Annotated in this window: 8 protein-coding genes and 1 pseudogene; 5 read left to right on the top strand and 4 right to left on the bottom strand. The window is 40.4% G+C overall.

All coding sequences use genetic code 11. The annotated features are described in order from the left end of the window. The 3 genes and pseudogenes from B4N75_RS04920 to B4N75_RS04925 form a co-directional block, all read right to left on the bottom strand. A partial coding sequence (locus B4N75_RS04920) for an InlB B-repeat-containing protein (protein ID WP_296706726.1) occupies positions 1-706 on the bottom strand: 706 nt, incomplete at its 3' end. A gap of 30 nt (positions 707-736) precedes the next feature. Continuing rightward, positions 737-928: pseudogene (locus B4N75_RS09265) on the bottom strand (InlB B-repeat-containing protein); the annotation flags it as partial. Positions 929-1,322: 394 nt separating this feature from the next. Next, positions 1,323-1,940 carry a formate/nitrite transporter family protein gene (locus tag B4N75_RS04925; RefSeq protein ID WP_296667174.1) on the bottom strand — a complete coding sequence of 206 codons (618 nt, stop codon included), beginning with the start codon at positions 1,938-1,940 and terminating at the stop codon, positions 1,323-1,325. A gap of 310 nt (positions 1,941-2,250) precedes the next feature. On the opposite strand from B4N75_RS04925, the gene B4N75_RS04930 reads away from it, so the two are divergent. Beyond that, on the top strand, positions 2,251-2,928 hold the full coding sequence (locus tag B4N75_RS04930) for a DUF4912 domain-containing protein (protein WP_296025099.1): 678 nt from the start codon (positions 2,251-2,253) through the stop codon (positions 2,926-2,928). 21 nt (positions 2,929-2,949) lie between these two features. Further along, positions 2,950-4,524 (top strand): 1,4-alpha-glucan branching protein domain-containing protein, encoded by a 1,575-nt coding sequence (locus B4N75_RS04935; RefSeq protein WP_296667172.1) that lies wholly within the window; start codon positions 2,950-2,952, stop codon positions 4,522-4,524. A 58-nt stretch (positions 4,525-4,582) separates the two neighbouring features. Here B4N75_RS04935 and B4N75_RS04940 read toward each other — a convergent pair whose 3' ends face one another. Next, on the bottom strand, positions 4,583-5,980 hold the full coding sequence (locus B4N75_RS04940; protein WP_296706727.1) for a UPF0164 family protein: 1,398 nt from the start codon (positions 5,978-5,980) through the stop codon (positions 4,583-4,585). 211 nt (positions 5,981-6,191) lie between these two features. Here B4N75_RS04940 and B4N75_RS04945 point away from each other — a divergent pair, with 211 nt between their 5' ends. From B4N75_RS04945 to B4N75_RS04955, 3 genes are read left to right on the top strand one after another with little or no spacing between them, the layout of a single operon-like run. Then, positions 6,192-9,176, top strand: a complete 2,985-nt coding sequence (locus B4N75_RS04945) for a hypothetical protein (protein WP_296706729.1) — start codon at positions 6,192-6,194, stop codon at positions 9,174-9,176. Between the two features lie 24 nt (positions 9,177-9,200). Continuing rightward, entirely contained in the window at positions 9,201-13,898 is a 4,698-nt protein-coding gene (locus tag B4N75_RS04950) for a SpoIIE family protein phosphatase (RefSeq protein WP_296667166.1), read from the top strand. A gap of 35 nt (positions 13,899-13,933) precedes the next feature. Next, positions 13,934-14,251 carry a hypothetical protein gene (locus B4N75_RS04955; protein WP_296025080.1) on the top strand — a complete coding sequence of 106 codons (318 nt, stop codon included), beginning with the start codon at positions 13,934-13,936 and terminating at the stop codon, positions 14,249-14,251. Positions 14,252-14,275: the final 24 nt, after the last annotated feature.

The following is a 14,275-nucleotide window of genomic DNA, read 5'->3' on the forward strand; positions in this document are numbered from 1 at the left end:
CATTCACCACATTTTCCGCTTTTACAGTCCACTTTGCGTAAAGTGTGATGTTTCCTGTTTTTTCACCTGCATTCCAGCCTGTAATCGCTTCGTCTGAAAAATCCTGCGTTAAATACCAGCCTGCAAAATCATAGAATTCACGTGTTGGAACAGGCAAGACAACAGTTTCATCTTGTTTATACGATGTTCTTGCGTCTTCTGGATTTGTCCCTTCATTCAAGTTGTAGTTTATAAAATAAGACGGATTTTCTTCCCACTGCGCATACAGCGTCAAGTCTTCTGTCAGCGTGATTTTTTCTTTGTCTTTGTATAATTTGCCAGATTCATTCGGTTTTTTGTCTGTGCTCCAGCCGGAAAAGATGAAGTCTGTTTTTTCTGGAGATGGAGAAACAATCTCTGCACCGAATTTTCCAGAAAGCGTTGTCTTGTCCTCTCCGTTGTCAGCGTCAAATGTCAATGTGATGATTTTTCTGTCGTAGTAGATTTTTACGACTGTTGAGCCGTCAGCCACGATTTTTGCCTGAGCGAATTCCTTTGCGGTGAATCCGTCTGTCTCTTCCGCCTTTGCCGCGGTTTCTTCGCCGGTTGTTCCTGTCATCGGCTCGGTTTTTGCGAGAGTGTAGCTGTCGTCCGCAACGTTCTGCTGCCAGTGCTCCACTTTGTAGGCTGTTCCAGTTCCTGCCGCCCACTGTGCGTACAGCGTCAAATCTTCTGTCAGCGTGATTTTTTCTTTGTCTTTGTAGGATTTGCTGGATTCATTCGTGATTTTGTCTGTGCTCCAGCCGGAAAAGGTATAGCCGGTTCTTGTAAATGTGTTTGCCGGAAGCTCGAATTCCTCGTTTTCTGTTTTTGTAATGCTTTCGATTGTGCCGCTTCCGCCGTTTGCGTCAAATGCAACGGTAAATTTGTCGGGCTCGCTGGTAGTTATCTTGCAACCAAAAAGCGAGAGTGCAAAAACGCACGCTAAAACTACACGCGCGACTGGTGGGGGGGGGTAAGATGTTTACGGTAATTTTTCATTAAAATATTCCTGTAAAATAGAAAAATGTTCGGGTCATTTCGATAAACTCAATGACCGCTACAATACTTTAAAAACATTTTCTTGATAAAAAGATAAGAATGTTTGCAACGCAAACTTCAAAAATTATAGGATAGGAATTTTTTGCTGTCAATGTGCAGTAGCTGGTTGTACTTTGTAACGCGTTCAAGGATGTGCGCTTTTTGCCAGATGTTTGTAAAAACAGAAATTGTCTTTTTGAAAAAATGGCGCCACGGATGGCGCATAAAGACAGCTAACCGGCAAAAGCAAAGCTTTTGTCAGCTCACGGACGTGCGGGTTTTGTTAAAAGCGGAAATATCCAGCCGCCTAGTCCGTTTGCTATGGTTACTGTGGCGACTACGGCTGCGTTTTTGAGGGTGAAGGTTTCTGGTCCAAAGGCGGCTCCGTTGTAGAACGAATTTGCTACTGAGTGGTCAAATCCTGCGATTATGAACACCGGCACGTAGATAAAAAGTCCGAGTTTATGGCCGTTTTTCCAGGTGTCTACCGAAAGAAACATTAAAATTCCGCAGAAAATGCCGGAAATAAACAGCTTTGCAAGAGGAGCGGCTAGTTTTGCTGAATATGCTTTTGCCGCCGCTTCCTGAATTGAAGGAAAATATTTTCCGACTGCGATTCCGATTAAGAATGTTGTGAGCTGGTTAAAAAAACAGGTTACAATTACGAGTTCCCAAGCTTTTTTGTCTTTAAAATTGTAAGCCAGATAACCGACTTTTCCTGTGTAAAGGTTGAATCCGTAGATGCAGATTGCAAAAAGTCCGCCGCAAAAAAGAAGAGCGCCGAACCATTTTAGTCCTGCCGTTACGCTTGCCATGTAAACGCATCCGCCGATTGAAATAAGGATGCCTGAAAGAATTGCTTTTTTGATTTCGTTTATCATAATGCTGTAATTTTAGTAAAAAAAAACTTTTAGGAAAAGGGGAAGCACGAATTGAAGGGGAATGCAGCCCGGATTGCAGCAGCGCGCAGCGTTCGGCATTTGCCGAATGAAGCGGAAGCGGAACTGCGAAAAGCCGGTTTTTGAGGCTGCTTGCCAATTTTTGTTGAAAAAATATTTTTTTTACAAAAAATGCGCTCCCAAATTCAAAATTTTGCGCAAAAAAGGCCGGATTTGCTCAATTAAGTCTGGAATTTTGCGCTTTTAATTGACTTAAACTATTTTTTTTAAGATTATGGAAGCAGTTAAAATTATGGAAACTAAAAATATTACGCTTTCGCACTTGGCTACTTTGTCAACTGCGGATTTGCTCTCGCTTGCTGATGAATTTGGTATTGACATACCGGAAAATCTGAATAGAAGCTTTGTTATCAGGGAACTTTTGGAAACTGCCGAAGAATTGCAGTCAGAGTCTGAAAACGAAGATATTTCTGAGGTTGAAGGTGAAGCCGAAGCTCTTGAAAAAAAAGAAGCGCTGCCTGAAACTTACAACGAAACGGAAATTTGCGCAGTTTTGCGAAATCCTGCATGGGTTTTTGTTTACTGGGATATTTCGGCGGCGGACATTGCCCGTCTTAATTCTGATTTTTCTTTTAAATCACTTTGTCTTCGTGTTTCCTTTTGGGAGAATGCCGATGACGAAAAGCCTGCTGAGTCTTTTGATGTCCAGCTCGGAATTTCGGACAGGCAGCAGTATGTTCTTTTGTCGCCGGGGAAAAATTTTGTGCGCCTTGATTTGGTTGCTCAGTACAGCGGTGGCAAGGATGACGAAAATCTCGCTGTTTCCAGAAAAATTGAGCTTCCGAAAGGTTCTCCGATTTTGAATTCGCTTCCTGGGCGGGAGCTTGATGTTGGAGAATTGGTTGAGCTTTCTAATATGAAAGGTCTTTTAAATGCCCATTTTGAAAATCATCGTCAGTCGTTTTTATAATTAACGGAGCTGGAGTTAAAAATGTCAGAAAAAAATCTTTCAATCGTTGTCGTTGCGCATCAGCCTTATGTCCGTCATGTCTGTAAGGAAGGTGAGCTTCCTGGGGCGGAAAATGATATTTTTTTTGGTGCGTTGAGCCAGACTTATGTTCCGCTTGTAAACCTGCTTAATAAACTTGAGGCCGAAAATATCGATTCAAAATTTTCAATTGTTTTGTCTCCGGTCTTGTGCTCGATGTTGGATGACGAGGTGTTGCAGAGTCAGTATGTTGAATGGCTTGACCGTTGCATTGGTCTTGGCCAAAAAGAAAAAAAAAGACTTGCCTCTTGTCCAGAGCTTTTAAAAAACGCTGAAGAACAGCTCGAAAAAATTGTTCAGACTAGAAAGGATTTTGTTGAAAAATACGAGTGCAACCTTTTAAAGCAGTTTGCTGGCTTTGCAAAGCGCGGAAGAATTGAAATTCTTGCTTCGTGCGGAACTCACGCTTTTTTGCCGCATTATGCCGATATGCCTGAAGTTTTGAACGCTCAGGTTGAAACTGGAATTATGTCGCACAGGCACTTTTTTGGCCGCGCTCCTGACGGTTTTTGGCTTCCATATATGGGTTACGCAAAGGGAATTGAAAGAACTCTCCGCTCTTACGGAATAAATTACACGGTTTTGGATACTCACGGAATTCTTTTTAGCGAAAACGCTCCTAAAACCGGAATTTTTGTTCCTGCCCGTTGCTGGAATTCGCTTGTTGTTTTTGGACGTGATGGCGAAGCTTCGCAGAAAATAAACGGCCGCGAAGGTTTTTCTTCAAATCCGGTTTATAAAAATCAGGAAAAAGACATTGGTTTTGAGCTTGAAGAAAGCGAGCTTGAAGGCTTTTTGCAGCCGGATTCGCCTCGGAGAAACACTTTGTTCCGCTATTGGTCAAAAAAAGATGATTCTGATTCGCCATATGATTCTAAAAAGGCTTTGGAGCAGGCGAAAATTGACGCTGCGGCTTTTTTGGACGAAGAGAATCGAAAACTCGAAAAAGCTTCTGAATATCTTGAAAACCCTGTTCTTGTCTGCGCGATTGACGCCGCGGCTTTGGGACAATGCTGGGCTGAAGGAATGGACTTTTTTGAAGAGGTTTTGAGAAAAAATGCTTCTTCTAAGTTTGTCGCTACTGGCGATTTGATAAAAGATCAGTTTAAGCTCGAAAAAATAAACCCTTATCCTTCTGCTGCGAGCGGAACTGGTTATGGAGAAGATCTTTTGGACAGTTCTAACAGCTGGATGCTGCGCTATACAAGAAAAATGTGCGAACGCATGGTTGACCTTTCCGGCCGGTTCCCTGACGACACTGGCTTAAAAGTGAGGCTTTTGGTTCTTGGCGCAAAGGAACTCATGCTTGCCCAGTCTGGAGAGCTTGCAAAGATGATTCATTCGGGAATTTTTTCTGATTTTGCAAGAGAATCTTTTACAAAGAGTGTCATTGATTTTACTAAAGTTTTTGATGCTTTGGGTTCAAATACTGTGAGCACGGAATGGCTTACAAAACTCGAAAAAGAGCACGTCCTTTTTCCGTGGCTGAATTACCGCATCTTCTGCCGAAAACAGTAATTTTTTATAAAACAGTCTGCAAGTTCAAAGTTTTGATTGAATTTGCAGATTTTTTTATTTATTTTAGAAAACCGAAATTTTTTATCTGGTCGTGGACGTTCAGTAAATCTTGGGCTGCTGTTATTGCTTCAATTGCCGGATCAAATTTTATTCCGATTGAGGATGACATATTTTTTGCTTCTGTCCATTTTTCAATCGCCTTTTGAATATTTTGTCTGTCGCCTTTTGAATATAGCTCGATTCCTTCCGTGTATTTTTCGTAAACTATTGTTCTTATTTGTGAACGGCCTCTGTCTCCGAGCAAAAGCCGCGCCGCGAGGCTTATGTGGTTTACCGGATTGAACGAAGTTGTAAGGTCGAGGGTATAATTTACGTTCATTTTTATGCCTTTTATGTCGAACTGGCTTCCAATGCTAAAACGCGGATTTCCTCCGCTGAGCATAAATCCTGCTTCAAAATCGAAAAAAGCCGTAACGTTGATTTCTGCTCCGCTGGCAAACGAAAATTTTTGCGAAGATGAAAAGTTCATAAGGTTTACAGGCTGGCGAAATTCTGCCGTAAAAAGAAGATTTTTGAACAGTCTGTACGAAAAGCCGGCGCTTATTCTTGTTGGAAGAGAATCGTCAAGCTCAAAATTTTTAGAAAAGCCAGTAAAGGCAAGACCGAGATTGTTGAGAGCAAGTCCAAAATTAAAATTTGGTTCAAGACTGCTGAAATTTTTAAGAAAATTAAACCTTACGAGAAGTCCAAAATCCGCCATAAAACCGAGGGCAGACTGTTCAAGTCCAGAACCGCTTTTTATTTTGTCTGTCTGATTGTCTGCATAATCTGGCATATTTCGCCACGAGGCGCGCACCGTGTAACCTGCGGCAATTCCCTTAAAATTGTATCCCGCCAAAAAATTATACGCCATGTTGAACGCGAGCGAGGTTTCTGAGTAATAGCTTCCTGCAAGCTTGTCTCCAAAAAGGTTGTATTCTGTGAACGGAACATAAAAACATTTTAACTGTAGTCCCATTCCAAGATTGTTGAATCTCAAGCTTCCTTCCAATGTTTCCATTGCCGAGTCTGCAATCCAAGAGTTGTGAAAAAATGCGATTTCTGAATTGCTTAAAACTGCTGAGCCTGCCGGATTGTAGTCAAAAAAAGTGATGTCGTCGCAAAGACCTGTTATTGCAGTTCCTAGGCTTTCCGAGCGTCCTCCGGTTGGAATATTGAGCGAACGAAAAACTGTGGTTCCCTCGTTGCTGTCAGAAAAAGAACCAAAGACATCGCTCAATTTTGAATTGACGTCTTTTAGATCGAGCGCAAAAACGCAAAAAGGCGCGGCTGCGGCGTTAAAAACCAGAACGGCGAGAAAAATAAATGCTTGTTTTTTTGCAAAATGCTGTTTTTTTCGCATAAATTTTATGTCAGTATGAACTAGATCCTGTTTTTGAATATTAAATTTCTTCATCAATTTATCGCAAAATCTGTTTCAAAATTCAAAAAACTGCCGTTCACTTTATTCTAATTTAAATTTCGGTTTTTTACCTTTATTGCATAAGAAATAATACCGAAAATATTAAAAATTGGCACGCTTTAAATTTTTCGCCGGCATTTTTATTTTTTCTCTTTTTGCTTTTCCTTTTTTTTCTCAGGAAAATATTTCTTTGCAGAAGCCTGTTTTGGAGAAAAAAGTTCTTCCGCTTTCGGAAATTGACCTGCTCATAAAAAAAAATGAATATTCTTCCGCTCTTGAAGCGCTTTCGGTTTTTATAAAAAGAAATCCTGAGCAGTTTGACCGCGCTCAAAAAAGAATTTCGCAAATTATGAAAAAAAGGCTGGATTTTAACGCGCAGGCTTTTGTTCTTGCGGAAAAAATGCAGGAATCAGCCGATTTGAGCGATTTGCAGGCTGATGCTCTCGACAGCAAAAAAATGGACATCATCGTTTCCCTCGAAAAAATGGAGCAGAATCCTCCGAAAGAAGCTGTCGATTTTACAAACGATGCCCGGCGCACAATTCGCCTTTCGTATTACATCAACCGTTCAAATTCAATTTTGGCCCAAAGCGCGGAATTTGTCGAAAATGCTGGCTTTGATTCGTCAGAAAATTATTTTCTTGCAGCCCAAAAATCTTCGGAAGCGCTTTCTCTAAAAACTAAAGACTCTGATGCGGTTTTTGAAGGCGAAAAAGAAATTGCGGTCGTTTATCCGGACGAGCTGAACGCAAAAGTCGAAAAACAGATTAAAAAGCTCTCTGAGCTCAATTCAAGCTTAAATGACCTTCTAAAAAACTGCCAGGAAGACTATAAAAAATACAAATCGGCGGTTCAAAATCTACGCACGGACGAATCAGAATCTGCGTTAAAAAAAATGAGCCGCTCCTTTGAAAAAATTATCCGCGCAAGAAACGAAATTTATTCTTCAGGAACCGAACTTTTAGCTCTCGACAGGCGCGCAATCGGACTCAATCCCGGACTTGGAGACACTTCGTACATAACTTTTAGCGCACGGGCGGTTTTTGGATTTGAAAAACTTTCTTCTTCCGGAATTTTGGCTGCGGTCGATGCTTTCTTGAACAGCCGCGTTGAAGATTTAAAAAATACGGTTTACGAAGCGATTTTAAATGAATTTTCCCTCATAAACTCTCAGTTTGCCTTAAATCCGCGGATTTTTGATTCCAAAATTGAAACTTTTCCGGTTTTTGAGCTTGCAGACGGCGCGGCAAAATTTGCATTTCAAGGACAGGAAATTCATTCTTTTTACAAAAAAATTGACGGCGGCGATTTTTCTGGTTTTGAAAAATACAAGGATTCTCTTTTTTTTATTCAAAATTTTTCGGCAAAAAACTTAAAAAATGCCCTTAATCTTGCACAAAGCGTTTCTGACAAAAATCTTGAGCTTGCTCAAAAAATCAGCTTAAACAAGAATTTTTCTGTTCTTGGAAAAGAAATTCTAAATTCTGCGGCTTATTATGAAAATAAAATTGCAGAAATTGATGCAGAACAAAATTCTCTGTCGGACGGAAAGACTTTCCTGGCCGAAAATAAAAGTCTTGACTGGAGCGTTCCTCTGGCTTTTTACGATAAAATTCTTCAGCTTGCAAAAAACGAATGTGAAAATCAGGCGGGAAATGTCTGGTCAACTCTCGCAAAAGCATATTCTGACGAAGGCGACAGGCAGCTGGCCGATTTTACGCTAAAAAGAACTGAAGCAGATTCTCTTTTGAACGGAATTGAAGAGATTGAATCCGAGACAAGAATCGTAAAATTTTATCCGACAAAGGCTTTTCAAAAATGTGCGGAGCTGAACGAAAAAATTAAAAAGGAAATTGCCGTTCTCTCTGGTTTTAGAAAAGAGCTTGATGGCGGACAGAAATTCCGTGGAACTCAGCAAATTTATACAGACAGTGTTTTGAATCTTGAGTCGGTTATTGCGGCGATGAACGGACTTTTGCTTGACTGCCAAAAAATCATGGCAAGCGCAAAGTCAAAATCAAACGAAGCGTTAAAATCCGCAAATGAAGCAAGACGCCTTTATGAATCCGCTCTTTCTTATCTTGAAAAAAAGCAGTACGACCAGGCGCGAAATTCTCTTTCAGATGCAGATTCAGCTTATAAAAAATCTCTCCAGCTTGAAGAAAACGATTCGCTGCGCAGAGAATTTTCTTCAAAAATTGCTCTTGCCGACGAAAAAATTACGGCTATGCAGAACGGCTGGGTAATTTCGACTGTACGTTCTTTAATTACGGACGCTTACAATGATTATTATGCCGGAAATTTTGAATACGCAAAACGTTCTCTTGACAGCGCGTCAGAAATTTGGGAAAAAACTCAGGCCCAGGAAAATTCAGAAATCACGGAGCTTGCAGTTCTCGTAAAGGAAGCTCTTGAATCAAGCGGCGGCAAAGAAATTTCGTACGCAGATCCGCTCTACAAAGACATGGGAACTTATCTAAATAACGCAAAACTTCATTACGAAGAGGGCTCAAAGCTCTATTCTTCAGGAAATACTGACGAAGGCAAAAAAAAGCTGGCGCAGGCGAGGGACGAAGTCCGTAAGGTTCAGAGGGTTTTTCCGAAAAATCAGGAAGCAGGCAACTTGAATCTTTTGATAAATAAAATTCTCGATCCGTCTGTGTTTAATTCGACCGTAGCTCAAAAAATAAATCAGGCAAAAGCCGCAGCTTCTTCTGGCCGCGACGTTGACTTGCGGAATTCTCTAAACGAGATAAAGGCGCTTCAGAAAATAATCCCGGAAAACAAGGCTGTTGCGCTTGCCGTAAAGGATTTTGAATCGCAGTTAAACCGTCTTGCGCAATCCGAGCAGGCAAAGAAAAATCTTGCCCGTTCAAACGAACTTACATCTCTTGCTAAAAATGAAAAAAATCTGAGTAAAAAAATTTCGCTTTTAAACGAAGCTCTTTCGCTAAACCGGCGCAATATTCTTGCCCAAAAATTGAAGGATGAAGCCTTCATTCTGAATTCAAAGGCGACGACTGTAAAAAATTATCTTGATGATGCCGACGAAGCACGCTATTCAAGAGCGGAAAGACTTTACAATGACGGCTTAAAAGAGCAGGCGGAAATTTTGATAAACGATTTGTTCACAAAAAATCCTCAGGTTGCTAAAGTTATAAAACTAAAACGGCGAATTGAAAATATGTGAAAAAAGCGCCGGAGAAATAAAAAGATGATGAAAAATAAAGATTTTCAAAAAATAAAAAAAACTGTTCTCTCTTTTATCACGCTGGCTGCATTCAATCTGTTTTTGCCTGCCCAGAGTCTTTATTTTGAAGCGCCGGTTGCGGTTACTGAAAAAAATACTCAGTTTCCAGTTGTGGTTTCCGGCTCTGGAACGAATTTTCTTTTTTTTGAAGAGGCTTTAAATTCTCAAATTTTCATAAAATTCATCGAAAAAAAAGATTTTTCAGGAAAATGGTCGTCTCCCAAAAAAGTTGCCGGTCCTTTTGTTTTTTCTGGCGATGTCCCGGACATTTATTCGGCTGCAAGCCTTTCTGACGGAACAGTCTGTGTCGCTGCAAGCGAATCTCAGTACGAAATTGGAATCTACACTTCCAAAGACGGAGGTGAAAATTTTTCTAAGACAAAAGTTTCGATGTTTTCAAGGCATCTTGTTGCGCCAAGAATTTTCAGAACAAAAAACGACGCTTTTGTGCTTTTTGCTTCCCTTGAAGAAGAAAGTAAATTTTCAATAGTTTATTCTGTTTCCAAAGACGGACTTTTTTGGTCGGATTTTTTGATTTTTGAGCCGGCAAAAAATCTGGACAATTCCTTTGCGCCGTATCTTTGTCCTGTTTCTGAAGGCGATTTGGTTGTTTTTCAGTCGCATTTTTCTGTTCCGGACAAACCAAAAACTTTTCAGCTTTATTCGGCTTTTTCCGCAGACGGTTTAAAAACTTTTTCTCAGTCTGGGCTTTTGACGGACGATAATGCGACTTTTAGCCGGAAAGCAAATTCTTTTATCGAGTTTTCAAACCAAAGTCCTGTCGTTTATTCAAAAAATTCTCAGATTTGGTGCGCCTGGGAGCGGAACGAAGTCCGTTCAGAAAACACATATATTGTTCTTGCCAGAATTGCTTCTGACGGAAAACTTTTTGAAAACAGACGGGTCCGTGAATATTCTGATTTAATGAATTCCCATCGCCCGGCTTTTTTCGAACATGACGGTCAGACGAGCCTTGTCTGGTTTGACAAAAACAACGGCGCGTATTCCGCTGTCAAAAATTCAGAAAACAGTTTTGGCTCTCAAAAATTTATTAAAAACAGCGAAAATTCGAGTTTTGTCTGTCCTGTAATTTCGTCAAGTTCCTTAAAAAGCGAAATTTCTTACATTTGGCAAAAAAATAATAAAAATCCGCAGATTTTTGAAGTTGAGCAGGATCATTTTGTTCTTCCTCCTGTTTTAAAAGAGGTTAATTTTAAAAAGAATGTCCGTTCTTCGCAGGAAAAAGTAAAAATCCGCATTACAATGCCTCAGGACACGAGCGGAATTTCTGGTTTTTCCTGGAGCTTTTCAAAATCGCCGGAAACCGAGCCTTCGACGGACAGTTCTGATCTTATCGTAGAAAAAAATATTTCTTCCGGACGCTCATACACGGTAATTGCAGCTGCGGATGAAGACGGAGAATATTTTTTTAAGGCGAAAGTTCTTGACGCGGCGGGCAACTGGTCTGAGTCATCTCAAATTTCTTATTACCGCGACATTACGCCTCCTCAAAAAGTTTCGATTCTTCCTGTAAAAAAGGACGTTTTTGGTTTTGTAAACGACGGCTCTTTTTCTGTTTTCTGGCAAAAAAATCAGGACGACACGGACGTTGCAGGCTACAGCTGGAGCTTTTCAAAAGTCAGGGATTTGAGTCCGCAGTTTAAGGATTCTCTCATACGAAATCAAAGGCAGAATCAGCAGAAAAAAGAAGAAATTTTTGAATATTTACAGAAAATTGAAGGGCAGTCGCAAAAACTTATTCAAAAAAGCCAAAAGCCTTCAAAGACTGTCTGTCTGAGAAAAAATTCCCTCACTTTTAAAAATTGCCGTAACGGAATTTATGTTTTTTCTGTGCGCGCAATTGACGAGACCGGAAACGCCGGAGAAAGCGAGTCGGTTGTTCTTGTTGTAAATAAATATTCTCCGCATACGGTGATTTTTGGACTTCAGACAAAAAAAGATGAATTTGGAAATCTGTCGGTAAATATTTTTGGCCAGGATTTTGACTACGAGGGTTTAGTTGACCAGATTATTGTCGAAAAGAGCGGAGATCCGCAATTCAAAAAAACTTTTTATCTTTCAAAAAATGATTATAAAATCAGCTCTTCAAGCCTCATTACGAACCTTCATCTTGAAGAACTGGAAGAAGGAAACTATAAAATTTTTGTGCATCATTCAAGGCGCGGAACAAGCGGCGGAGAAAATGCGGAATCGAACAAATTCAGAATAGATGAATCCGGAACTGTAAAAATTGAACGGCCGTTTGTGCCTTCCGCAGAATGGAAATCTTATTCTTCGGAAAAAAAATATTCGGTTCAGGTTGTGGATCTGCTTTTTATTCTTCTTGCAATATTCTGCGTTCTTGCCGTTGTTTTTGCAATTTATGGAATTGCCAGCGCTTTGCGGGAATCAGTTTTAATTCATTCAGAAGTTGCCGCGCTTCTGACAGGAGATGTTATGCCGTTGACTAAAAAAATTAAGGTTGAAAAATTGAAAAAGCGACAGACAAGCTTAAAACTCAAGCTTGTAAGTTTTACAGTCCTGCTTGTTCTTTCAATCGTTATAATGGTTTCTGTTTCTCTTGGGCGGAGAATGATTCAGACACAGCGAAAAACTCTCGTAGAAAGCATGCGGGAGCAGGTTACGGTTCTTCTCGAAGGAATGTCAAATTCTGTTCAAAACGCAATGAACGACGCGGTTGAAGGCGGAAGTTCTGTTGGACTTATAGATTTGGTTCGTCAGACAAACAATTTTGGTCCGGCAATCTATTCAACTGTAATCGGCCGCGGAAAAAACACTGGAAGCTCAAGCCTCGGCTTTTTCTGGGCTTCGACCGAAAATACCGCGGCAATAAGTCAAAAGCTCGACACAGCGGAGCCTTTAATCGGAAAAAGCCGTTTTAAGAGCGAAACTGTCGAATCAAAAATTGCCCTTCAATGTGCTCCTCTTGAAGAAACTGCGCATCAAAAAGTCGATGATATTTTAAAAGATATTTCAGAAAAATATTCTCGCGAAAAAAAAGATGAATACACGGCAATTTTAAGAAGCATTTCTCGCGAAAACACACAGTCCGTTCCTGTTTTTAACGAAAATTCGCTTGCGCAAAATAATCTAATCTACACTTTTTACTATCCAGTTTTTTATAAAAACAATAATTCTCAAAATCTTTTGCATGCGGTTTTGGTTCTTCAGGTTTCGGCGGAGGAACTTGTAAATTCTCTTTCCCATTCCAGAAACACAATCATAATTGTTGCCTGCGTTGTCGCTTTTGTGGCAATGCTTTTGGGTATAATCGGCTCCTGGTTTTTGGCGTCTCTCATTGTTGAGCCTCTAAAAAGACTCATGGCGCACGTAAAGGTAATTACAGAAACAAAAGACAAGAAAAAACTGAAAAACTTTACAATCAGCATAAAAAGCCACGACGAGATCGGAACCTTAGGCGATGCCGTAAACAAAATGACTTCCGGTCTTGTTCGTGCGGCGGAAGAAGAAGAAAAATCTCTCGAACAGGAAAAACTTTCGCTTGACGCAAAGGCTGTCCAGCAGACATTTCTTCCGCTTTCTTTGACAGAAAAAGGCGGCAAAAAAACAACCGCCGAAGAAAAAGAAAAAACTTTCCAGCTTTTTGGTTATTACGAAGGAGCAGATGCCGTTTCCGGAGATTATTTTGACTACAAAAAGCTCGACGACAGGTTTTACGCTGTCATAAAATGCGATGTTTCCGGCCATGGAGTTCCTGCGGCTCTTATTATGACGGTTGTGGCAACTCTTTTCCGGAAATATTTTGAGCAGTGGACATTTAAAACCCACGGAACAGCGCTCGGAAAACTCGTAGTTCAAATAAACGATTTTATCGAATCTCTCGGAGTAAAAGGCAAATTTGCAACTCTTTTAATAGCCTTGTTCGATTCAAAAAACGGCGATGTGCATTTGTGCAACGCTGGAGACAATATAATCCATATTTTCAGCAGCAAGGAAAAAACAATAAAAACAGTCACCTTGCACGAGTCTCCTGCCGCAGGAGCGCTTCCGTCATTTATGGTCGAAATGAAAAGCGGTTTTGTTGTTGAAAAAATTCATCTAAATCCAGACGACGTTCTTTTTCTTTATACTGACGGCATCGAGGAATCTACACGTTTTTTCAGGACGGAAGATTTTAAGGTTACAGAATGCCGTGAGCCTGACTTGAACAACGACGGAATTCACAAAAATCACAAAATCGGCCAGATTTCCGAGCAGATTGAATACGAAAGGGTAAAAGAGATTCTCGAATCAGTCCTAAACCGCAAAATTTACCGTCTTATAAAATATCACAGCCCGATTCCGGACGAAGAGCTCATATTTGACTTTGAAAAACTCGAAGGCAATATTGACGAGGCAATCATGGCGCTTGTCGCAGTCGAAAAAGTATTCAGAATGTACAAAACTCCGCAGTCAAAGGGCAGCGTGGAACAAAACGAAAACGGCGAAATCTTGGTTCAGGGCGATGTAGTCCGTGTAGACCGAAAAATCGACGCATTCCTAAAAAAAACATTCAGCCGCTATTCATATTACTGTTCTTCAGTTGCCGATTTGCAGGAACCGAACTATATTTATTATCAGAATTTAAACGAAGATCCGCAGGCAGACGACCTTACGCTTCTTGCGCTAAAAAAATTGTAAAGCAACAAAAACGGAGTTTTAATAAGGAGGACTTTATGGCATTAAAAGAAAATCTTCAGAATTATTTAAAGAAAGGCGTTCAGGCTTCAAAGGAAGCGTTTTCAAAGGCAGAAACCGCTGTAACAAAATTCGGAGACGAAAGTGTTCTCAAAATCGAAAAAAAACAGTTTCAGGCAAAGCTTAGCAAAGAAATAGCATCTCTCGGACAGGACGCATTGGACTCATTTGAAAAAAATATCCCGATTCTTCCCGAACAGGAGCCGTTTCTCAGCCGCCTGAATACAATAAAAACTTTAAAAGCCGAAATACAGCAACGCGAAGACCTTCTAAAAGAAAAACAGAACCAAAAATAATCCGGGTGGCTTTTTGTTCCGCAA

This window comes from Treponema sp. UBA7570, from assembly GCA_002477955.1.
Classification (GTDB): domain Bacteria; phylum Spirochaetota; class Spirochaetia; order Treponematales; family Treponemataceae; genus Treponema_D.

What these genes read in the sequence shown, in the direction of transcription:
- B4N75_RS04925 (WP_296667174.1), bottom strand. Translation starts at nt 1,940, where the DNA reads ATGATAAACGAAATCAAAAAAGCAATTCTTTCAGGCATCCTTATTTCA.
- B4N75_RS04930 (WP_296025099.1), top strand. Translation starts at nt 2,251, where the DNA reads ATGGAAACTAAAAATATTACGCTTTCGCACTTGGCTACTTTGTCAACT.
- B4N75_RS04935 (WP_296667172.1), top strand. Translation starts at nt 2,950, where the DNA reads ATGTCAGAAAAAAATCTTTCAATCGTTGTCGTTGCGCATCAGCCTTAT.
- B4N75_RS04940 (WP_296706727.1), bottom strand. Translation starts at nt 5,980, where the DNA reads ATGAAGAAATTTAATATTCAAAAACAGGATCTAGTTCATACTGACATA.
- B4N75_RS04950 (WP_296667166.1), top strand. Translation starts at nt 9,201, where the DNA reads ATGATGAAAAATAAAGATTTTCAAAAAATAAAAAAAACTGTTCTCTCT.
- B4N75_RS04955 (WP_296025080.1), top strand. Translation starts at nt 13,934, where the DNA reads ATGGCATTAAAAGAAAATCTTCAGAATTATTTAAAGAAAGGCGTTCAG.